Genomic DNA, 21,640 nt, shown 5'->3' on the forward strand with positions numbered 1-21,640 from the left:
GCGCAGGCTGTCTGGCTAATAGGAAAACACGCTTATGCGGCAAAGGCGCCGGCATTCGATCGTTCCGTGATCCGTCTTTGCACGGACAGCAAATGCGCGCGCATGGCCGCCTCGGCTGCTTCGGGGTCACGCTGCGAAATTGCTTCGGCAATCAGGCGATGTTCGCCGTCGCGCTCTGCGATCCGCTTGGGGCAGGTGGGTGCCGCGGTACGTGCGATCTTCACCCGCGCATCGACGCCGACCTGGCGCAGCATCTTGTAGAATTCGGCGGCAAGATGGTTGCGGGCGGCAGCAACGATGGCGGAATGAAATGCGAAATCGACCGCGCCCGACGAGGCATTCTCCGGCGTTGTGGCTGCATCGATGATCCGGGCGGTCTCGAACGAGGAGGCGCGCAGCGATGCCAGCCGGGCGAGGCCCGGCTCCATCAGCAGGCGCAATTCCAGAACCTCGATTGGATTGGTTACCCTGACAAGCTCCTCGCCATATCGGGGCAAGGCGGTTGGCGCACGCCTGGCGCGCGCCGGTTTCAAATCGCCTGACTGACGCAGCACCTCGAGCGCCTTGCGAAGCTGGTGGCGCTTCACGTTCAGATGTTCGGCAAGGTCACGCTCGGAAGGCAGCTTGCCGCCACCCTGTTGCAACCGGCGGACCGCTGCAATGATGTCGTCGAGGTCCGACGGTACGATCTGCGGCTCGAATGCGTTCAAAACCAAATCTCCTGTCTGATCGGCAGCCGCCGACTCAACGTCCCGATATCACATTGTGACGTGGAATCGATGAACACGGCATTCAACCAACTCAACCAATCTACATCTGCGCCGGGTGGTTGACAACACCAGTTGCGCGATGGTTGAGTGCGGCAGTTGTTTCTTTGACGGCTCACATCTCGGTGGGGCCGTCCTTCTCCCGAGGACTGTGCATGCCGTTTGGGGAAACATTTGACTATGTCATTGTCGGAGCCGGGTCGGCCGGTTGCGTGCTTGCCAACCGCCTGAGCGAAGATCCTGATGTTTCCGTGCTGCTCCTGGAAGCCGGGGATTGGGATCGCGATCCGATGATCCACATCCCGCTCGGCTGGGGCAAGATCCTGACCGAGCGCCGTCACGACTGGATGTATTTCTGCGAGCCGGAGGCCAATGTCGGCGGGCGTAAAGTCGAATGCGCGCGCGGCAAGGTCATCGGCGGCTCCTCCTCCACCAACGCCATGGCCTATGTGCGTGGCAATCGCGGCGACTATGATCGCTGGGCAGCCAGCGGCCTCACCGATTGGTCGTTCGACAAGGTGCTGCCCTATTTCAAGAAGCAGGAGCGCTGGGAAAAGGGTGAGAGCGACTATCGCGGCGGCAGCGGTCCTCTGAACACCCAGTTCTGCCGCTACAAGGACGAGCTGATCGATGCTTTCGCCGCGGCCAGCCGGGATGCGGGATATCCCCAGACCGACGACTATAATGGCGCCATGCAGGAAGGTTTTGGCCGCCTGCAGATGACGATCGCAAACGGCCGCCGGTGTTCGACCGCGTCCGCCTATCTGCGCCCCGCCATGCGCCGCAGCAATGTCAAGGTGCTGACCGGCGCGCTGGCGACGCGGATCCTGCTGAAGGATGGGCGCGCGACCGGCATAGCCTATACCAGAGGCGGCGCTACCCACCAGGTTTTGGCGCGGCGTGAGGTCCTGCTTGCCGGCGGCGTCATCAATACGCCTCAGCTGCTGATGCTGTCGGGGATCGGCGATAGCGACGAGCTCGCCGCGCACGGCATCGAGACGAAAGTCGACCGTCCGCAGGTCGGCAAGAACCTGCAGGACCATGTTTCGGTGATCTTGATGTATCGGCGCAAGCAGCCGGGACCATTCCTTAAAATGATGCGGGCCGATCGTATCGGGCTGGATTTTGTCAAGACCTATCTCACCGGTAAGGGCTTTTCTGGCGATGTGCCAGGCGGGGTCGTGGCATTCCTGAAAAGCGATGCAAGCCGGCCATTGCCGGACGTCCAGCTGCTTTTCACCGCTGCACCGCTTGCCGCATGGCCTTACCTGTCGCCATTCAAGGCGCCGTTCGCCGATGGTTTTGCGACCCGCATCGTCGCCGTCCAGCCGGAGAGCAGAGGGAGCGTGAAGCTGGCATCGAGCGATCCGTCGGCGGCGCCGCTGATCCACCAGAATTTCCTGTCTTCGCCGCGTGACTGGCAGTCGCTTCGCGCCGGCTTCCGCGTGGCGCGCAACCTCGCTGCCCAACCGTCGATGACGCCGTTTATCGCCTCGGAATTCTTTCCGGGGCCGCAATGCCAGAGTGACGACGAGATCGATGAGCATATTCGCAAGACCTCGATCACCGTGCACCATCCCGGCGGTACCTGTCGCATGGGCGTCGACACCGGGTCGGTGGTCGATTCCGAACTGCGGGTGCGCGGTGTTGCCGGTCTTCGCGCTGTGGATGCTTCCGTGATGCCGGACCTCGTCTGCGGCAACATCAATGCGGCGGTCATCATGATCGCTGAAAAGGCCTCGGACCTGATCCGCAGCCGTGCCGAACAAAGCATGGCCGCCTGACCGGTAGCGCCCGGCATTCAACCAAAATCCTTTGGTTGAAAGAAAAATTCGAGTTGGTTGGGTCGCCGAGCAATTGCTACGGCCGCGGTAGCTTGATCTGCATCTGCCGAATTATCCGTTTTCTCGCACATTTCTGAGTTTTTCTGCCGCTTTTCGTGGCATTTGCCTTTCAGAAGAGCTCTCAACCAAAAACTTCAAAAATTCTCAGTTTTGGGATTGTCGAGCAAAACCAATCCGAATACGGTTGAGTTGGTTAAACGCATTTTCTTCGCGAAGAGAGGTGTCAGACATGTCCATGGCGCAACCAGCAGACCTTACCGTCACCAACAAGAAGGCCGCGCTGAAGGGTCTCTATGACGCCCTCTACGAAAAGAACATGTTTCCGTTCTGGGCGACATCGGAAGGCGTCGATCACGACGAGATCAAGCAGCTCATGGCGACGTCGAAGGCGATCCCCTTCGTCTGGTCCTATGCCGATATCGAGCCGCTGCTGCAGCGCGCCGCCGAACTGGTGACCATGGACGATAGCGAGCGCCGCTCGCTGATCCTGGTCAATCCGGGTCTTGCGCCCAAGCGCGCATCGGTCAGCACCATGTACACCGCCTACCGCCTGAACGATCCGGACGAGATCATGCCGCCGCACAAGCATTCGCCGAGCGCCATCCGTTTTGGCCTGACCGGCAAAGGCAACTTTACCGGCGTTGAAGGCGAGGATGTGGTTTTCGGCCCTGGCGACATGGTGCTGACACCGAACGACGCCTGGCACAATCACGGCACGGTTGGCGGCGAACAGGCAGTCAACCTTTCGGTTCTCGACCTGCCGCTGGTCGAGACACTGCACGCCGTGCATTTCGACCACAAATACACCGAGATGGTCGACGGCAAGGAAGTCGAGAAAAAGGTGCAGACCGCCCGTTTCCCGAGCGACTATTCGCAGCGCATCTACGGCGAGGGCGGCCTGATGCCGCGCTTCGTCGATCACAAGCGCGGCGGTGGCCTGTCGTCGCCGATGTATGTCTATCGCTGGGAGAAGATGGAAGCGATCCTCGATGCCCACAAGGATTGGGACGGCGACCCGCACGAAGGCATCGTCATCGACTATGTCGACCCCACCACCGGCGGCCCGGTCTTCCACACGATCAACTTCTACGTCCAGATGTTGCGGCCCGGAGAGAAGACGCTGCCGCAGCGCGAGACCGCCAGCCTGCTGTTGGCGCCGTTCCGCGGCAATGGCCATTCGATCATCGACGGCAAGCGCTACGACTGGAACCAGTTCGACACGATCGCCATACCCGGTGGTTCCTGGGTCGAGCACGTCAACGGCTCCTCGTCCGAGCCGGTCATCTTCTTCGGCGCGACCGATGCGCCGACCCAGAAGGCGCTGCTCCTCTACAAGCGCTGGGGCCGCAACCAGGCCGGCGATCTGCTCCGCATCGTCTAGTTTTGCAGCGGAAACTGTCCGCGCCGCCACTGTGGCGCGGACGCCGAAAAAGACGTTTCAGCAGCAAGGGCGTATGCATTTGGTTTCGGCGTTCAACACAAAGCAAATCGGCCATGTCGACTGTCCGGGCGGTGGTCAGGTCTGGGTCGACGGCAACATTCTCTATATCGGCCACATGCGTCCGCCGAGCGGCACGACGCTGGTCGATATTTCCGATCCGCGCAATCCGAAGAAGATCGCGACGATCGACGTTCCGCCGGGTTGGCACTCGCACAAGGTGCGCGCCCAGGACGGTCTGATGATCATCAACCACGAGCGCTTCGGCGATGCGGGCCCGGCCGAATTCGGCGGTGGCTTGGCAGTCTACGACACGACACGACCGGCAGAGCCGAAGCTCATATCGAAGTGGATGACCGGTGGTCATGGCGTGCATCGCTACGACTATGACGGCCGCTACGCCTATATTTCGCCAACCGCCGACGGCTATGTCGGCAATATCGTGATGATCCTCGACTTGATCGATCCGGTGAACCCGGTCGAGGTCGGGCGCTGGTGGATACCGGGTCAGTGGACCGGCGGCGGTGAAGAATACCCGTGGCATGACTACGTCACGCCGCGCTGCCACCATCCGCTGCGCATGGGCGACCGGCTCTATGTCAGCTACTGGCATCACGGCCTGTTCATCCTCGACATTTCGGACATTTCGAAGCCGAAGCTTGTCTCGCATATCAATTCGAGCCCGAGTTTTCCGCATCCCACGCATACGTGCCTGCCGATCCCGCAGCCGCTAAAGGGCCGTAACATCATGGTGGTGGCGGACGAGGATGTCGCCAAGCTCCGACCTTCGCCGCCGGCCTTCACCTGGATCTACGACATCACCGACGAGACGAACCCGCTGCCGATCTCGACCTTCCAGGTGCCAGGCCTCGACCCGGATGGCGAACCACAACCGCCGATGACCGGATGCCATCAGCCTTCCGAGCGGTTCAAGGGCACCATCATTCCGTTTGCATGGTTCGCGCAGGGGCTGCGGCTGGTCGACATCGCCGACCCGTTCGCACCCAAGGAGGTCGGCCATTTCATGCCTGATGCGCCTGAAGGCGCCGAGCGCTCATCTTCCAACGACGTCACCATCGACGACCGCGGCATCGTCTACCTGATCGACCGCATCCGTGGCGTCGACATCATCGAAACCAGCGTTCTCTAGGGGGACAGGTTGAGCGACAGCACGCGAAAATCCGCCAGTCACTACGCCGTCGGCAAGAAGAATCCGAACCTGCCGTTTCATCCGGCGGTGCGTGCCGGTGATTTCATTTTCGTCTCCGGCCAGGTGCCGAAGGACGAGAACAACAACATGATCAGCGGCACGATCGAGGAAGAGACGCTAGCGACGCTGAAGACCATCGCGCGCGTCATTGCCGATGAGGGCGCAACGCTCTCCGATGTCGTGCGGATAACGACGTATCTCGAGGATACGCGCGACTTCGGCCGCTACAACAAGGCGTTCCTCGAAGGCATCGGCGACGCGGTGCTGGCACGCACGACCGTCGAGGCAAAGGCCGTCATCAACACCAAGATCGAAATGGACGCCATCGTCTACAAGCCGCTGCCGGCCGGCAAGTAGGCCACGACACAATCGAGGAGACGACATGTACAAGCTTTTGGGACGCCAGACATCGGGCAACGTTCAAAAGGTGCTCTTCATGCTCGAAGAGCTCGGCGCGCCATATGAGCGCGAGGACTACGGCCGCCAGTTCGAAAACACCCAGACTGCCGAATACAAGGCACTCAACCCGACGTCGAAGGTTCCGACGCTGGTCGACGGCGACACCGTGATCTGGGAGTCCAACACCATCCTGCGCTATCTCGCGGCATCCGGCGGCGAGCAGTTGAACGGCGCCACCCCTGCCGAAAAGACCGAGGTCGAGCGCTGGATGGATTTTCTGCTGGCGGCGGTCAATCCCGGTTATCTGGCCGCTTTCAAGGGCGCGAAGCTGACGCCCGAAGAGCAGACCGCCGAATACAAGGAACAGGTGAAGGACCTTGTGGCGCAACTCAAGATCATTGACGGGCATCTGGCCGGCAAGGATTTCCTGGCGCTGGGCAAGCTGACCATTGCCGACATCGCCTGCGCGCCGATCCTGAAGCGCTGCATCGACTTCAAGATCGACCGGCCGTCGCTGCCGAATCTGGAGCGCTGGGTCGCCGCGATCGCCGCTCGTCCGGCCTTCAAGGCGGCGACCGCTGCAGCTCCCGCAAAGGCCGCATGATGATCAAGCGCGCCGCCCTCATCGGACTGGGAACGATGGGTCCGGGCATCGCCGCGCGGCTTTCGCGCGGCGGGCTCGACGTGACGGCGTACGACATTTCCGAAGCTGCAATTGAACGCGCCCGCGGCATGCTCGATCTTGCCGGCGGAGTGCTGGACCGTCTCGACATCGAGGCGCCGACAGCGGGCGCCGGCACGGTGCGCTTCGTGCACACCATCGCCGAGGCCGTCCATGGTGCGGAGCTGGTCATCGAGAATGTGCCTGAGAATATCGACATCAAGGCCGAAACCTATCGCGCCATCGACCCGCTGATCGGTTCTTCGGTGATCGTCGCCTCGGACACCTCAGGTATTCCGATCACCAAGCTGCAGGCCCATATCTCGCATCCTGAGCGGATGGTCGGCATGCATTGGTCGAACCCGCCGCACATCATTCCAATGATCGAGGTGATCGGCGGCGAGAAGACCGCGCCTGAAACCGTGGCGACGATCCGCGAGCTGATCCGCTCGATCGGGCTGCTGCCGGTGGTGGTGAAGAAGGACGTCCCGGGCTTCGTCGAAAACCGCGTGCTCTATGCGCTGCTGCGCGAAGCGGTCGATCTGGTTGAGCGCGGCGTCATCGAGCCGGAGGATCTCGATACCTGCGTCTCCTGGGGCATCGGCTACAAGATCGCCGTCATCGGGCCAATGGCGCTGCTCGATATGGCCGGCCTCGATATCTACAAATCCGTCTCGTCGTTCCTGAACGCCGATCTCTCCAATCGGGATGATGTCGCGCCGATGGTTCTGGAGAAGACCGGTGCATCGAAGTTCGGCATCAAGTCGGGCGAGGGCATGTTCTCCTACACGCCCGAGCAGATAAAGACGCTGCAAGGCGAACGGGCGCGCAAGCTCGTCGCGGTGCGCCGCATCCTCGAAGGCCGGGAGTAGGCGATGGCACAAGTTGCGCGCAGCCGGGTTGGGGAGTTCTGCCGGTTGGCCACTTGTGCGCATGGGGCCGGGAACATCGCCGTGAAGGCGGATGTTCAAGCAGCGAATGTGCATGGGACGACAAGCCATGCAGGTTGAAACCATTCGACCCGCCGGTGGCAGACCGACCCACATCCGGCACGACGACCTCATCTCCGCCAAAGGCGTTTCGGTCGTCATGGGCGCGGATCAAAACCGGCAGCTGATCCTTAGGGACATCGACCTTTCGGTTCCAAAAGGGTCTTTCGTCTCCCTCATCGGTCCGTCCGGTTGTGGCAAGAGTACATTGCTCAAAGTGCTGGCCGGGCTGGTAAGTCCGAGCAGCGGCAGCGTTTCGATCGCGGGCCTTTCGCCAGGCGAAGCAGCGCGCAAACGGATGATCGGTCTCGTCTTCCAGGACGCCAATCTGCTGCCGTGGAAAAATGCCGTCGACAATGCCTCGATGCTGTTGGGCATCGCCGACAAGTCGATGTCGCGCTCGGCTCTGCGGGCGCGTGGACAAGAGATGCTGGAGCTGGTGGGGCTTGGCGATGCCGCCCACAAGCGCCCCAATGAACTGTCTGGCGGCATGCGGCAGCGGGTCGCCATCGCCCGGGCTTTGGCGCTCGATCCGGCGGTCTTGCTGATGGACGAGCCGTTTGGCGCGCTTGACGCGATCACCCGCGATTCGATGGGCCAGTCGCTGCTGGAGATATGGCAGCGGACCGGCAAGACGATCGTCCTCGTGACGCATTCCATCGACGAAGCCATTCACTTGTCGCGCCAGGTTCATGTGCTGGGAATCAACCCGGGACGCATTACCCAGAGCCTGGACATTCCGTTGCCTTATCCGCGCGACACTTCCGTGACCGAAGTCCCCGAATTCGTCAGGCTGGTGCTTCAGCTTCGGACCATGCTGCGCTCCAGCCATCAGCCGGGAGGCGCGTCTTGAGCAAGCAACCCGTCATCGATATCTCCCCGCCTGCTTCGGGCTGGACCGCGGCGACCAGCAGCTGGCTTCCGGCGGTCATCCTTCTGCTGGTGACGGTCGTGTTGTGGGAAGCCGCGGTGCGGATATTCTCCATTTCCTCCTTTATCGTTCCTGCCCCATCCGAGATTGCGAAATCGCTGGTCGCGCAATGGGACGTTCTCGTGCAGGCGGCGGTGGTCACGGCGGGTGAAATCCTGTTTGGCTTCCTTGTCTCGGTCATAGTCGGCATTGCGCTTGCTCTCGTCATCGTGCGTTTCGACTGGCTAGGGCGCGCACTGTACCCGCTCGTCGTGTTGTTCCAGAACGTGCCGAAAGTTGCGCTGGCGCCGATCTTCATCCTCTGGTTCGGCTACGGGCTTGCACCCAAGATCGGTCTGATCCTGGTCATCGCGTTCTTCCCGGTGACGCTGTCGATGCTGGCGGGCATGCAGTCGGTCGACCGGTCGCTTCTGTCGCTGATGAATTCGGTCGGTGCCAGCCCGACCCAGATCCTGTTCAGGATCCGCGTTCCCCACTCGCTTCCGAGCCTGATGTCCGGAACCAAGATCGCCGCAACCCTGAGCGTCATCGGCGCCATCGTCGGCGAATTTGCCGGAGCCTCGGACGGGCTCGGCTACGTCATCCAGTTCGCGTCGACCCAGCTCGATACGCCTCTGGTCTTTGCGGCGCTGCTGCTCGTTTCCGTACTCGGCATCGCCTTCTACTACGCAGCCGAAATTCTCGAACGTGTCGTGGTGCCGTGGGCACCGAAATTCAGCCAGGCCTAGGAACTTTCGAACAACCAACAAACAAGGGGAACAAACAATGCTGAGACGCTCTCTTATCAAGGCAGCCACCTTTGCGGCGTTTGTCGGCGCGCTTGGCTTCTCGAATGCGGCGCTGGCGGCGGACACGGTCAACGTCCAGCTCGACTGGGTAGTGCGCGGCAATCACGCCATGTTCTTTGTCGGCAAGGAAAAGGGCTTTTTCGCCAAGAATGACATCGATGTGAGCGAGGTCCGCAAGGGCTCCGGCTCGCCCGACGCCATGCGGCTGGTGGGCAACGGCAACGCTGAATTCGGCTTCGGCGATCTCCCCACGCTTGCCGTGGCAAGGTCGCAGAATGTTCCCGTCGTGGCGCTGGCGGCGGTCAACCAGCAGTCGCCGCTGGGCATCATCTCGCTCGCCAAGACGCTCGAGCTGACCAAGCCGTCCGACCTCAAGGGCCTGACCATCGGCATCCACCCGGCAGGATCGACCTACATCTTCTTCAGGGGCTTCCTGGCTGCCAACGGCATGAGCGAGAAGGACATGACGCTGAACAGCGTTTCGCCGCCTTACGAAAGCTACCTACTGCTCGGGCGTGTGCAGACAGTGGTCGGCTATCTCGACGCTGAAGTGCCCGAACTTGAAGCCAAGGCCGGCGGCCCGGGGTCGCTGAGCATCATGCTCGGCGCCGATCACGGCTGGAAAGCCTATGGCTCGGGGTTGTTCACCTCTGAAGCGATGATCAAGGACAAGCCTGATGTCGTGCGCCGTTTCGTGAAGGCCTACAGGGAAGCTTTCGACTATGTCGCGGCCCATCCGGAAGAAGCCGCCGAGATCACCGCGAAGGCCGTTCCTGGCTATGCCGAAAAGAAGGACGTGCTGCTGGCCCAGCTCAAGGCCGACATCGCCTCGACGTTCAACAGCCCAGCGACGAAGGAACACGGTCTCGGCTGGATGACGAAGGCCCAGTGGGAAGAGACCTTGAAGACGCTGACGGATCAGGGCGTGCTCAAAACGGCGCTGTCGGCAGACGACGTCTTCACCGACAAGTTCCTGGCGGCAGAGTAAAGGTTCAGGGCGATGTCTGAAGTGGCAAACAGTCAGCGTCTACCGGCAGGCCAACCTGCCGTCCGCGCTGCCGCATGTCACGGCCACTTGCCCCTTTGCGGCGCTGGCCCGGTCGAGCGCGATCTGCACCCGCGTGGTGTAGGCGTGGCCGACCAGGCCGCACCACAGCCGCTCGACGGGCAGGTTCTCGCGCTTGTCGTTGAGGATCGCAAACGTCCCGGTTTTTGGATCGAACCACAGCTCGACACGAGCGCTCCTGCCGGGCGCCGCGGTGGCGATTGTGGCCGAATACCAGTGGGCGAAGTCGGCGTTGCAGGAAAGCGCCTCGCGCCCCGCATTCGAAATCGTCAGCGGCACGGGATCGAGCCCGTCGGTGCCGGTTCGCACAGTAATGTGCCGCAATTCAACCGCGTTGGCGAACGAGGTGAACGCCAGCGTTATTGGAAGGACGTACCGCACAACCACCTTGCTTGAACTCCTGATACAATTGGTCAGGCAGTCTACCTCGCTTTTGCGCAATAACAATAAGAATATCTTGGGTCAACCGAACAGAGAGGGTAACATGTCTAAGTTTCTGAAGAACAGCGTAAGCGCTGTTATATTGAGCGGCCTCTTCCTCGGTAATGCACTTGCCGCCGAGGTCAAGTCCATTGCCATCCTGACGCCCGAAGAAGGCACCGATTATGGCTGGAACCAGCAAGGTATCGACGCTGCCAAGGCGGCGGCGAAAGCTGCCGGTGTCGAGATAGTCGTGGCGCAGGGGCTCGGCTATGGCGACGTGCGGCCGACATTGCGCGAACTGGCGGCTGACGGCGCCAGCCTGCTGATCGCTCACGCCAGCGGCTACAACACCTCGGCTCCCGAAATCGCCAAGGAAACCAAGGTGCCGGTGGCGATCGTCGATACGCCGACCGGTCTGGAGAAGGGCCTCGTCGCCGACTACACGCTGAGCGGTCACGAAGGCGCGTATCTTGCAGGCCGTCTAGCGGCCAAGATGTCGCGCTCCAAGTCGGTCGGCATCGTCGTGTCCGGCGAGCCTCCGTCGTGGAACTCGCAGTCGGCGGCGTTCGCGCAGGGGGTGAAGGCCGAGAGCCCGGACGTCAAGGTTACCTATGCTGTGATCGGGCCCGCCGCCTACAGCGATGCGGCCGGCGGCAAGCGCGTCACCGAAAGCGTGATCGCATCGGGCGCCGACATCATCTTCGGCCAGGGCAACGGCTCGAGCTTCGGCATGCTGCAGGCGGTCGAGACGACCAAGGCCGGCGATGGCGGCAAGGTCTATTTCATCGATGTCATCGGCGACAAGACGCCGATCGACAAAGGCTTCCTGCTGTCGTCGGTGGTCTGGAACATCGAGCCGGTCTATGCGGCGATGATCGCCGACCTGAAGGCCGACACGTTCGGCACCAAGAGCTACTCGATCGGCCTCAAGGACGATTCGGTCAAGCTTCTGAAAACCGCTGCAATCCCGGACGATGTTTGGGCTGAGATCCAGGCGCTGCGCGAAGACGTCATTTCCGGCAAGACCAAGGTCGATCCGGTCTATGATGCAGCCGCCGTCAGGGCGCTGATGACCAGCGTCGCCCAGTAAGGCGATTAACAGCAGGCTGCCGGAGGGGCGATCCGTTCGCCCCTCCGGACCGATTTCATATTTTCAAGGCCTTGGCTTTTATGAGCAGTGCTTCCTCATTGTCGGTCGCCAAGCGCGACATCGTCGCGCTTGAAGGCGTGACCAAACGGTTCCCCGGCGTCGTCGCCAACGACAGCGTCGATCTGGCGATCCGTCCAGGTGAAGTGCATGTGCTGCTCGGCGAAAACGGCGCCGGAAAATCCACTTTGATCGGCATGCTGTCGGGCCTGCAGCAGCCGGACGAGGGGCGCATATTGGTCGGCGGCGAGCCGACCACGATCACTTCGCCCCGCCATGCACTGGCGCTCGGCATCGGAACCGTATTCCAGCACATGATGCTGGTGCCGACGCTGACTGTCGCGGAAAACCTGTTGCTGGGCGGGCCGTGGTGGCAGCGCCCCAAGACCGAGGAGTTGGAAGCGCGTGTCGCTGAAATCACCAGAACGCTTGGCATCACGGTTAAGCTGCATGCCAAGGTGTCCGAACTTTCGCTCGGTGAGCAGCAGCAGGTCGAGATCCTGCGCGCCATGGTGCGCAACAGCCGACTTCTGATCCTCGACGAGTCGACCTCGATGCTGACGCCGAAGGGCATTGATGAGCTGGGCGCGCTGATGCGCCGCCTGGTCGAGCAGGGATTGGCGATCGTCTTCATCACCCACAAGCTCAAGGAGGCGGCGGCCTTCGGCGATCGCATCTCGGTGCTGAAACTCGGCCGCAAGGTCGGCGAGATTCCTCCCGAGCGGTTTCGCGCGCTGGGCGAGCAGGCGATCATTGGGGAGATCGTCGAACTGATGTTCGGCAAGCAGAAGGACGACCCGGAAGCGGCCGAGCGTGCCGTTCGTACCATCCGTGCCGAAGCGGCTCCCTTGCTTGAAGTCCGTGATCTCGGCGTTGCACCGACAGACGATGCGCCGGGCCTGTCGTCGATTTCGTTCGACATCCGTCCAGGCGAGCTGCTGGGCATCGCCGGTATCGACGGCAATGGCCAGAAGCAACTGGCGGAGGCGTTGGCCGGCCAGCGTGCGACGGTGGGCGGTTCGGTGCGGCTGCAGGGAGCGCCCATCGAGGCGCTGAGCGTCGGCGAACGTCGCCAGAGAGGCCTTCGCTACCTGACCGACGACCGGCTCGGTGAGGGGACGGTCGGCACCTTCCCGGTCTCGATCAATTTCTTCCTCAAGCAGGTCGGCGCGGCGCCCTTCTGGCGCAAAGGCGTCGAGCAGCGCGCCGAAATTGACAAGCGCGCCGCTCAACTGGTCCGCGAATACGACGTGCGCACGCCAAGCCTGAAAACGCCGGTTGCCCGGCTCTCCGGCGGCAACATCCAGAAGGTGCTGCTGGCGCGCGAACTCGCCGAAGGCGCAAAAGTGGTGATCTTCAACAAGCCAACCTACGGGCTCGATCTCGCCAACACATTGGCTTCGCGCCAGCGAATCCGCGATACGGCGGCTCGCGGCCTTGCCGTGCTGCTCATCTCCACCGATCTCGAGGAGTTGCTCAGCATGTGCGACCGCATCGCCGTCATCTCGAACGGGTCGCTCGTCGGCACCGTTGAGAATGCCGACGACGCCCGCACCAAGATCGGTCGCTTGATGATCGGACTTGCCGCATGAGCATCGACATCGCCCCAGCCACCAGCGCAACCGCACTCGATGCCACGGCTGCGATGGCTACGCGCCGCGACATCCAGCATCGGCTGCTGATGACGCTCGGCCCTATACTGGCCGCCTTGATCATCGCCGGCTGTATCCTGCTTGCCGTTGGTGTCGATCCGCTCGCCTATTATGGTTTTGTGCTCAAGCGAGGGCTTTTATCGCCGCTCGGCATTCAGCAGACGCTGACGCGCATGGCGCCGCTGCTGTTTCTTGCCGCCGGCCTGATCGTGGCCTTTCGCGCCGGCATGTGGAATCTCGGCGGCGATGGCCAGTTCCTGCTCGGCGCGGTAACGGCGGCGGCCAGCGCTCCGGTTCTCGTGGAGGTCATGCCGGCCTGGCTGGCGCTAATCTGCTCATTCGTCATTGCCATGGTGGTCGCGATGATCTGGTCACTGGTGCCGGCGCTGTTGCGGGCCTATCAAGGCGTCAACGAGATCATCACCACGCTGATGATGACGTTTCTTGGCACCTCGCTTGCCAATGTGCTGGTCAAGCTGATGTTTCGCGATCCGGGCACAACCGTGCCGCAGACCCGCACCTTACCGGTCGAGGACCGGCTGCCGCGCCTGTTCGACACGACCATCACCAGCGGATTGCTTCTGGGACTGGTGGCGATCATCACCGTACATCTGGTGATGACACGCACGGCCTTCGGCCTGAAGTTGAGGATCGTCGGGGCTAACCCACGCGCAGCCATCCATGCGGGGCTCGGCGTGCCGAAGCTCACCATTGCCGTCTTCGCCATTTCGGCCGGGCTGGCCGGCCTTGCGGGGGCTGTCGATATCCTCGGCGTCCAGGGTAACGTCCGCGCCGACTGGAACCCCGCTTACGGGCTGGCTGTCATCCCCGTCGTGTTCCTCGCCCGCATGAACGGCTTTGCCGCCATCGGTTTCGTGTTCCTGCTTTCGGTGCTGTCGATCGGCGGCGAGAGTGCTGCCCGCCGCCTCGGCGTGCCTAACCATTTCACGCTGGTGCTCGTCTCCATCGTGCTGATCGTGCTCGCGCTCGCCGAATATATCGATCACCGCTATAACCAGTCGCGAAAGGCCTGAAGCCATGACCGGGCTGTTCAGCGAAGTCTTTCTCAGCGCGCTTTTGTTTGGCGCGGTCACCGCGGCGATTCCGCTGCTGCTGGCCGGCCTCGGCGAACAGATGTCCGAGAAGGCCGGGGTGCTCAATATCGGCATCGAGGGCATGATGCTGGCCGGCGCCTATCTCGGCTTCGTCGGCGCCTTCTATTCCGGATCGCTGTGGCTGGGCTTTCTCACCGGCGCGGGCGGCGGTATCGCCGTGGCCCTGGTCATGGCGCTGCTTTGCGTGCGCATCGGGCTGAACCAGATCGTCATCGGCATTGCGCTGACCTTGGGACTTGAAGGCCTGACGGCACTGCTCCACCATTTCCAGTTTTCGCGCAGCTACCCCCGCCTGCCGGCGGTGGATGTGACCGTCATTCCGTTGCTGTCGGCCATTCCGGTCATCGGGCCAGCGCTGTTCAGGCAGCATCTCATCGTCTATCTGGCGGTCGCGCTGGTTTTCGCCATGGGCTACATCTACCGGCGTACGCAGCTTGGCCTCAACCTGCAGGCCGCGGGCGACAAGCCGGCAGCCCTTGACGTTGCTGGCATCGACGTCGTCAGAACTCGTACCATTGCCGTGCTGACGACTGGAGCGCTGGCCGGGCTCGGCGGTGCCTTTCTTGCCAATGTCGGCGCCGGCCTGTTCATTCCCTTCATCACCAATGGCGCAGGCTTTCTCGGCATCGTGCTGGCCATGCTGGCGCGTGGTCGCCCGGTCTGGGTGCTGTTCGGCGCGTTGCTGTTCGGCGTCTGCCTGTCGCTGACGACGGCCATGCAGGTAGCCGGCATCAACATACCGACCGACGTCATCCAGATGCTGCCGTTCCTGGCGGTGATGGTCATGCTGGTGCTGTTCGGCCGGCGAGCCAGTCTGCCGGCAGCGCTCGGCATTCCATACGAGCGCGGGGCGCGCTGATCACAGGTTAATGCGCGGACGGGACCCGCGCCAAAAGAGGAGACAAAAATGTCGGATACCAAGGTCTACCTACTCGACGGCGGCTCGCTCGTGCTCGACGGCTATCACGTGTTCTGGAATCGCGGCCCCGGCGGCGAGGTGCGCTTTCCCGTCTATTCGATCTTGGTCGAGCATGCCGAGGGCCGGTTTCTCATCGACACCGGCTACGACTACGATCACGTCATGAAGGTGCTGCCTTTCGAAAAGCCGATCCAGGAAAAGCACCAGACCATTCCCGGCGCCCTGGCGCTGCTCGGCCTCGAGCCGAAGGACATCGACGTTGTCGTCAACTCGCATTTCCACTTCGACCATTGCGGCGGCAACAAGTATTTTCCGCATGCCAGGAAGATCTGCCACCGGACCGAGGTGCCGCAGGCCTGCAATCCCCAGCCTTTCGAGCATCTCGGCTATTCCGATCTGAGCTTCTCGGCCGAGGCTGCCGAAGCGCGTGGCGCGACCGCGCAATTGCTGGAAGGGACGACGCGGGCCAACTCGACCTTTGAGGGCGTAGAGGGCGATGTCGAGCTTGCCAGGGGCGTCAAGCTGATCTCGACGCCGGGTCATTCGATCGGCCATTACAGCCTGCTGGTCGAGTTTCCCAAGCGCAAGCCGATCATGTTCACTATCGATGCGGCCTACACGCAGAAGAGCCTTGAAACGCTTTGCCAGGCGGCCTTCCACATCGACCCGGTGGCGGGCGTCAACTCGATGCGCAAGGTGAAGAAGCTGGCCGAAGACTATGGCGCCGAGCTGATGTACTCGCACGACATGGAAAACTTCAAAACTTACAAGACCGGCACGCAATTCTACGGCTGATCGCCACCGACCGGAGACAAGACCATGCGCTATTTCGAACACGCCGAACCGGTCATCACGCTGACCGCAGGGCCGGTGAACGCCTATCCCGACGTACTGCGCGGCCTCGGCCGCACGGTACTCTACGATTACGACCCGGCGTTCCAGCTCTTTTACGAGAGGGTGGTCGACAAGTCGCAGAAAGCGATGCGGCTGTCGAACAAGCCGGTCATTCTTCATGGCGAGCCGGTGCTTGGCCTGGAGGCGGCCGCAGCCTCCCTGATCACGCCGGGCGACGTCGTGCTCAACCTTGCCTCCGGTGTCTACGGCAAGGGATTTGGCTATTGGGCGAAGCGCTATTCGCCGCATCTGCTCGAAATCGAGGTGCCCTACAACGAGGCGATCGATCCGCAGGCGGTTGCGGCAATGCTGAAAGCGCATCCGGAAATCACCATCGTTTCCGTCTGCCACCATGACACGCCGTCGGGCACCATCAACCCGATCGACGTAATCGGCGCGCTGGTTTCGGCGCATGGCGCCTATCTGATCGTCGATGCCGTTTCGTCCTTCGGCGGCATGAAAACGCATCCGGAGGACTGCAAGGCCGATATCTACGTCACCGGCCCGAACAAATGCCTGGGCGCGCCTCCCGGCCTCACGATGATGGGTGTCAGCGAGCGGGCGTGGGCCAAGATGAAGGCAAACCCGCTGGCGCCGCGCGCGTCGATGCTCAGCATCGTCGACTGGGAGCATGCGTGGTCGAAGGACAAGCCGTTTCCATTCACGCCGTCCGTCGCGGAGATGAACGGGCTCGACGTCGCGCTCGACCTCTATCTCAATGAGGGAGCGGAGGCGGTGTGGGCGCGCCACGCGCTCACCGCCAAGGCCATGCGGGCAGGTGTCGCGGCCATGGGCCTGTCGATCTGGGCCGCCAGCGACAATATCGCGTCGCCGACCACGACCGCCGTCCGGACGCCTGAAGGCATCGATGAGAAGGCGGTTCGCCAGGCCGCGCGCGCCCGCTACGGCGTGGTGTTTTCGTCTGGCCGTGCTGAAACATTAGGGAAGCTGACACGCATCGGCCATATGGGCCCGACCGCCCAGCCGATCTATGCGGTCGCGGCGCTGACGGCACTTGGCGGCGCGATGAATTCCTTGGGCCAGAAACTCGCGGTCGGCAAAGGCATCGACGCGGCGCTGGCCGTTATCGACGCCGAAAATCACCAGTTCACAAATTGAGGGAGCGTTGTCATGACTGAACGGCTGGCGGGAAAGACGGCCCTGGTTACCGGGGCCGCACAAGGCATCGGAAAGGCGATCGCCGCGCGCTTGGCCGCCGATGGCGCGACGGTCATCGTCAGCGACATCAACGCGGAAGGCGCCGAAACGGCGGCCGCGTCGATCGGCGGAAAAGCGAAGGCGATCGCCGCCGACATCTCCGACCCTGCATCCGTCAAGGCACTCTTCGCCGAGATCCAGGTGCTGACCGGGGGCATCGATATTCTGGTCAACAATGCCAGCATCGTGCCTTTCATTGCCTGGGACGATGTCGATCTCGACCATTGGCGCAAGATCATCGACGTCAATCTGACCGGCACCTTCATCGTCAGCCGCGCAGGAACGGACCAGATGCGTGCAGCGGGCAAGGCCGGCCGGGTGATAAGCATCGCCTCCAACACTTTCTTTGCCGGGACGCCGAACATGGCGGCCTATGTCGCGGCCAAGGGTGGCGTCATAGGCTTCACCAGGGCGATGGCCACAGAACTCGGCAAATACAACATCACCGCCAACGCGGTGACGCCCGGCCTGATCGAGAGCGACGGCGTCAAAGCGAGCCCGCATAACGAGGCGTTCGGCTTCGTCGAGATGCTGCAGGCGATGAAAGGCAAAGGGCAACCGGAACATATTGCCGATGTGGTGTCGTTCTTGGCCTCGGATGACGCGCGCTGGATCACCGGCCAGACGTTGAATGTCGACGCCGGGATGGTGCGCCACTAAAAGCGCGTCGCGTCTGAAGGGATTCATGCGAAGCTCGTTAATTATATTTGTTCGCGCGAAACCGGAGACCCGATATGAAAGCTCGGCCCGCAATTGGCGCACTGGCCGTTGTCTTCGCCTTGGTTGCCGGCCCGAACGAGGCAAGATCGCAGGAACGCGCATGTCGCAGTCCCGCTCCCATCGACACCATAAACGAGATGTTCTCCGCGATCTTCGCCTGTTGGGAGCCGCCGCCCGGAACCGCGGGCATGACCCTGACGCTGCAGTTCTCAATTCGCCGAAACGGCACACTTATCGGCAAGCCTCGCGCCACTTACTCCCGTCTCGGGAATGATGGCGCCCTCAACCGGGCCTTCGTGGCTTCCGTCCTCGATGCTCTCGACAAGGCTCTGCCACTGCCCGTTTCGGACAGCATGGGTGGTGCGATTGCAGGGCGTACGCTGTTCCCTCGCTTCACAGCAGCGAGTGGGCGTGCATCCTAAAGCGCGTCCGGCAATGTGCATTAAACCGGCGGGTTTTGCGGCTGGAAGAATTTGCCGCGTTCGGCGATCAGCACCATCACCAATGCGCCAAGCGACACGCTGCAGAATCCGGCGGCCAAGGGCGTCACCGTGCCGTTGAAGGCTTGGCCGATCAGCGTGCCGAGCAGGCCGCCGAGGAAGGTCTGCATAAACCCCAGAATGGACGATGCCGTGCCGGCCAGTTGGCCAAGCGGCTCCATGGCGAGCGCGTTGAAATTCGCGCCGAGGGCGCCGAACGGGAACATCGCGCAGGCAAAGAAGGTGATGAAAAGCCAGAGCGGCATCTTCATTTGGATGGAAACGATCAGCCAGGCGAGGCTGATGGCCAGAAACAGGAGCAGCGCGCTCTGCGAGAGGCGGCGCATGCCGATGCGGCCGACAAGACGCGAATTCAGATAGTTGGAGAAGGCAAGCACCGCCGCGACCCCGGCAAAGATGACGGGAAACAGCTCGCCGACTTTGAACACATCGACGTAGATCTGCTGTGCCGAGGCGATGAAGCCGAACATGGCCGCGAAGAGGAAGGTGCTGGCAAAGGCGTAGCAGAGCGCGATGCGATTTGTCAGCACGATGCGGAAACCGCCAAGGACGGACGATGTCGTCAGCGGCCGGCGATATTCGGGATGCAGTGTTTCCGGCAGCCGCAGCAGCGACCAGGCCGAGACGATCAGCGCGCCTGCCGCCATGGTGATGAAGATCCAGTGCCAGGAGGCAAACAGCATGATGAACTGGCCGATGCCTGGCGCCACCACCGGAATGGCCATGAACACCATGAAGATCAGCGACATCACCTCAGCCATGCGCCGGCCGTCGAACGCGTCGCGCACGATCGAGACGGCGATGACGCGCGTGGCGGCCGCACCGATGCCCTGCACCAGCCTGCACAGAAGAAGAATAGCGAACGATGGGGCGATTGCCGCCGCAGCCGCTGCCGCAACATAGATCACCAGCCCGACGACGAGCGGAGCACGGCGCCCGAAGCGGTCAGAGATCGGTCCGAAGAAGAGCTGTCCGCCGCCAAAGCCCAGGATGTAGGCGGCAATCACATACTGGCGGTGGTTTTCATTTTCCACGCCCAGCGAGGCGCCGATTTGCTGAAGCGCCGGCAGCATGATATCGATGGCCAGCGAGTTGAGCGCCATAAGCGCCGCGCACAGTGCGATGAATTCCCAGCGCGGAATAGGCAAGGTGCTTGCCCGTTGCGGCGCTTGTGCATGCTGATCCACGGCAAAGTCCGATCTTCAAACGAAAAAGCGCCGGCGCGCCGGCGCATTCATTCGTCTTATGCCCCGATACCGGGGAGGTTGCCGAGGTGGGGGCTGGCCCGGCGTTTAGCGCATGACCCCGAAAACCGGGATCGATTTTCGGAAAGGATCATGCGCAAACAAATTCAGGCGGCGCCTTTGACGCTGACGCCCTTTTCGACGAGGAACGTCTGAAGTTCGCCCGCCTGGAACATCTCGCGGATAATGTCGCAGCCACCAACGAACTCACCCTTGACGTAGAGCTGAGGGATCGTCGGCCAGTTGGAGTATTCCTTGATACCTTGCCGCAGCTCGGCCGAAGTCAGCACGTCCACGCCCTTGTAGTCGGCCCCGATGTAGTCGAGGATCTGCACGACTTGACCGGAAAATCCGCATTGCGGGAAACCGGGCGTGCCCTTCATGAAAAGGACGACGTCGTTGCCCTTCACTTCGCTGTCGATGTAGTCGTTGATACCGCTCATAGAGAATCCTTTCATACCCGCGGGAGTCGGGCTCGAAACATACCCTTTCAAATAAACCCATAGGTTGCCTGAAACAAGACGTTTGCCGCCTCGTCACGCAAATGGCGCAAAGGATGGCCTGATATTGGGCCAAGAGCATCGGCCAGTTATTTCCCCGGGAAGCGATGAAAAGGCGACATAGCGCGGCGATCCTGATTGGTGTTCTGCTTGTCGCAACGGCCTTGATCTGGTGGTTTTGGCCGTCGGAGCACCCGTCTGTCACCGTCGGCGGCGAGCTGCCCGGACCATGCCGGGATTTTAGCTTCGAGGCGGTTCCCTACATCGTCTGCGAGATCGATCTTCGCAGCTACGACGTCGCTGTCTTCCACGCCGGCGACGACGGCAAAGCCTTCGGCTCGCTGGAAAAGTTCGACAAGGCGATGTCGGGCAAGCGCCGGCCCGTGCTGCTCGCCATGAACGCCGGCATGTATCATGAGGATATGGCGCCGGTCGGCCTTCTCGTCGAAAATGGTCACGAGGTGGCGCCGCTCAACCTCGCCGACGGCGAGGGCAATTTCTTCCTGAAGCCGAACGGCGTTTTTCTGGTCCGCAACGACGGCAAGGCGGCGATCATGGAAACGAACGCCTATGCCGCCGCAAAGCCGGATGTGGCATTCGCCACGCAGTCCGGCCCGATGCTGGTGATCGACAGCCGGCTCCATCCCCGCTTCGAGGCGAACGGCACGTCGCGTTACATCCGCAACGGCGTCGGCGTGCGTGACGAAAACACGGTGGTGCTGGCGATCTCACGCTCGCAAGTCAGTCTCGGCAGCTTTGCACGCCTGTTTCGTGATGAGCTGCATTGCCCCAACGCGCTTTTCTTCGACGGCGTAGTCTCGGCGCTGTCGAATGGCGAGAGGATGATCGTCGGCGGAAACTATCCGGCAGGGCCGATCATTGCCGTCTCAGCGAAAAGGTGACGAAGGGGTTGGACGCGGAAACTCAGTCCGGCACGCTGGTCTGCAGGGCGAGCGCGTGCAGCACGCCGCCCATATTGCCCTTCAGCGCGTCGTAGACCATCTGATGCTGCTGGACGCGGCTTTTTCCGCGAAAGCTTTCGGCCACCACCTCGGCCGCATAATGGTCGCCGTCGCCAGCCAGGTCGCGGATCGTCACCTTGGCGTCCGGAATGCCTTCCTTGATCAGCCGTTCGATGTCGTGCGCGTCCATTGCCATGCGAGGATTCCTTGTTCAGGTCGTGATCTCATAGATATGATCGAAATGGCGGATGAA

At 62.0% G+C, this 21,640-nt stretch carries 23 protein-coding genes; 18 read left to right on the forward strand and 5 right to left on the reverse strand.

Annotated features, from left to right (window positions below; translation table 11 throughout):
• Window positions 1-32 precede the first annotated feature (32 nt).
• Window positions 33-710 (reverse strand): FadR/GntR family transcriptional regulator, encoded by a 678-nt coding sequence (locus E5W87_RS01350; RefSeq protein WP_292393229.1) that lies wholly within the window; start codon window positions 708-710, stop codon window positions 33-35.
• Window positions 711-922: 212 nt separating this feature from the next.
• On the opposite strand from E5W87_RS01350, the gene E5W87_RS01355 reads away from it, so the two are divergent.
• From E5W87_RS01355 to E5W87_RS01395, 9 genes are all read left to right on the forward strand, one after another.
• Window positions 923-2,551 carry a choline dehydrogenase gene (locus E5W87_RS01355; RefSeq protein WP_292393231.1) on the forward strand — a complete coding sequence of 543 codons (1,629 nt, stop codon included), beginning with the start codon at window positions 923-925 and terminating at the stop codon, window positions 2,549-2,551.
• A 295-nt stretch (window positions 2,552-2,846) separates the two neighbouring features.
• A complete protein-coding gene (locus E5W87_RS01360; RefSeq protein ID WP_292393234.1) occupies window positions 2,847-3,992 on the forward strand; it encodes a cupin domain-containing protein in 1,146 nt (381 codons plus the stop codon).
• A 73-nt stretch (window positions 3,993-4,065) separates the two neighbouring features.
• A complete protein-coding gene (locus E5W87_RS01365; protein ID WP_292393236.1) occupies window positions 4,066-5,199 on the forward strand; it encodes a hypothetical protein in 1,134 nt (377 codons plus the stop codon).
• A gap of 9 nt (window positions 5,200-5,208) precedes the next feature.
• Window positions 5,209-5,616, forward strand: a complete 408-nt coding sequence (locus E5W87_RS01370; protein ID WP_292393238.1) for a RidA family protein — start codon at window positions 5,209-5,211, stop codon at window positions 5,614-5,616.
• A gap of 25 nt (window positions 5,617-5,641) precedes the next feature.
• On the forward strand, window positions 5,642-6,262 hold the full coding sequence (locus E5W87_RS01375) for a glutathione S-transferase family protein (protein ID WP_292393240.1): 621 nt from the start codon (window positions 5,642-5,644) through the stop codon (window positions 6,260-6,262).
• The gene (gene fhmpcd1, locus E5W87_RS01380; protein ID WP_367118786.1) at window positions 6,262-7,191 is read left to right on the forward strand and encodes a 5-formyl-3-hydroxy-2-methylpyridine 4-carboxylate 5-dehydrogenase; all 930 of its coding nucleotides are present in this window, start codon (window positions 6,262-6,264) and stop codon (window positions 7,189-7,191) included. The genes E5W87_RS01375 and fhmpcd1 overlap by 1 nt, the downstream gene beginning before the upstream one ends.
• A gap of 127 nt (window positions 7,192-7,318) precedes the next feature.
• Window positions 7,319-8,161: an ABC transporter ATP-binding protein gene (locus E5W87_RS01385; RefSeq protein WP_292393244.1), complete on the forward strand. Its 843-nt coding sequence runs from the start codon at window positions 7,319-7,321 to the stop codon at window positions 8,159-8,161.
• Window positions 8,158-8,967: an ABC transporter permease gene (locus E5W87_RS01390; RefSeq protein ID WP_292393246.1), complete on the forward strand. Its 810-nt coding sequence runs from the start codon at window positions 8,158-8,160 to the stop codon at window positions 8,965-8,967. Before E5W87_RS01385 ends, E5W87_RS01390 begins: the two co-directional genes overlap by 4 nt.
• 37 nt (window positions 8,968-9,004) lie before the next feature.
• Window positions 9,005-10,015, forward strand: coding sequence for an ABC transporter substrate-binding protein (locus E5W87_RS01395; RefSeq protein WP_292393248.1), 1,011 nt, complete (start codon window positions 9,005-9,007; stop codon window positions 10,013-10,015).
• A gap of 39 nt (window positions 10,016-10,054) precedes the next feature.
• On the opposite strand, the gene E5W87_RS01400 is transcribed toward E5W87_RS01395, so the two are convergent.
• Window positions 10,055-10,474: a hypothetical protein gene (locus E5W87_RS01400; protein ID WP_292393249.1), complete on the reverse strand. Its 420-nt coding sequence runs from the start codon at window positions 10,472-10,474 to the stop codon at window positions 10,055-10,057.
• 103 nt (window positions 10,475-10,577) lie between these two features.
• On the opposite strand from E5W87_RS01400, the gene E5W87_RS01405 reads away from it, so the two are divergent.
• From E5W87_RS01405 to E5W87_RS01440, 8 genes are all read left to right on the forward strand, one after another.
• A complete protein-coding gene (locus E5W87_RS01405; RefSeq protein WP_292393251.1) occupies window positions 10,578-11,606 on the forward strand; it encodes a BMP family protein in 1,029 nt (342 codons plus the stop codon).
• An 80-nt stretch (window positions 11,607-11,686) separates the two neighbouring features.
• Window positions 11,687-13,255: an ABC transporter ATP-binding protein gene (locus tag E5W87_RS01410; RefSeq protein WP_292393254.1), complete on the forward strand. Its 1,569-nt coding sequence runs from the start codon at window positions 11,687-11,689 to the stop codon at window positions 13,253-13,255.
• On the forward strand, window positions 13,252-14,349 hold the full coding sequence (locus E5W87_RS01415) for an ABC transporter permease (RefSeq protein ID WP_292393256.1): 1,098 nt from the start codon (window positions 13,252-13,254) through the stop codon (window positions 14,347-14,349). The genes E5W87_RS01410 and E5W87_RS01415 overlap by 4 nt, the downstream gene beginning before the upstream one ends.
• A gap of 4 nt (window positions 14,350-14,353) precedes the next feature.
• Entirely contained in the window at window positions 14,354-15,289 is a 936-nt protein-coding gene (locus tag E5W87_RS01420; RefSeq protein WP_292393258.1) for an ABC transporter permease, read from the forward strand.
• Between the two features lie 48 nt (window positions 15,290-15,337).
• A complete protein-coding gene (locus E5W87_RS01425; RefSeq protein WP_292393260.1) occupies window positions 15,338-16,144 on the forward strand; it encodes a 4-pyridoxolactonase in 807 nt (268 codons plus the stop codon).
• A gap of 24 nt (window positions 16,145-16,168) precedes the next feature.
• On the forward strand, window positions 16,169-17,362 hold the full coding sequence (gene ppaT, locus E5W87_RS01430) for a pyridoxamine--pyruvate transaminase (RefSeq protein ID WP_292393262.1): 1,194 nt from the start codon (window positions 16,169-16,171) through the stop codon (window positions 17,360-17,362).
• A gap of 12 nt (window positions 17,363-17,374) precedes the next feature.
• Entirely contained in the window at window positions 17,375-18,121 is a 747-nt protein-coding gene (locus E5W87_RS01435) for an SDR family NAD(P)-dependent oxidoreductase (protein ID WP_292393264.1), read from the forward strand.
• A gap of 74 nt (window positions 18,122-18,195) precedes the next feature.
• On the forward strand, window positions 18,196-18,603 hold the full coding sequence (locus tag E5W87_RS01440; RefSeq protein ID WP_292393266.1) for a hypothetical protein: 408 nt from the start codon (window positions 18,196-18,198) through the stop codon (window positions 18,601-18,603).
• A gap of 20 nt (window positions 18,604-18,623) precedes the next feature.
• On the opposite strand, the gene E5W87_RS01445 is transcribed toward E5W87_RS01440, so the two are convergent.
• Window positions 18,624-19,868, reverse strand: a complete 1,245-nt coding sequence (locus E5W87_RS01445) for a multidrug effflux MFS transporter (protein ID WP_292393268.1) — start codon at window positions 19,866-19,868, stop codon at window positions 18,624-18,626.
• A 164-nt stretch (window positions 19,869-20,032) separates the two neighbouring features.
• Window positions 20,033-20,368, reverse strand: a complete 336-nt coding sequence (grxD, locus tag E5W87_RS01450) for a Grx4 family monothiol glutaredoxin (RefSeq protein WP_029353656.1) — start codon at window positions 20,366-20,368, stop codon at window positions 20,033-20,035.
• A 164-nt stretch (window positions 20,369-20,532) separates the two neighbouring features.
• On the opposite strand from grxD, the gene E5W87_RS01455 reads away from it, so the two are divergent.
• Window positions 20,533-21,327, forward strand: a complete 795-nt coding sequence (locus tag E5W87_RS01455) for a phosphodiester glycosidase family protein (protein ID WP_292393270.1) — start codon at window positions 20,533-20,535, stop codon at window positions 21,325-21,327.
• A 22-nt stretch (window positions 21,328-21,349) separates the two neighbouring features.
• On the opposite strand, the gene E5W87_RS01460 is transcribed toward E5W87_RS01455, so the two are convergent.
• Window positions 21,350-21,583 carry a BolA/IbaG family iron-sulfur metabolism protein gene (locus tag E5W87_RS01460; protein WP_023674714.1) on the reverse strand — a complete coding sequence of 78 codons (234 nt, stop codon included), beginning with the start codon at window positions 21,581-21,583 and terminating at the stop codon, window positions 21,350-21,352.
• Between the last annotated feature and the right edge of the window lie 57 nt (window positions 21,584-21,640).

The sequence above is a fragment of the Mesorhizobium sp. genome, assembly GCF_004962925.1.
Classification (GTDB): Bacteria; Pseudomonadota; Alphaproteobacteria; order Rhizobiales; family Rhizobiaceae; genus Mesorhizobium.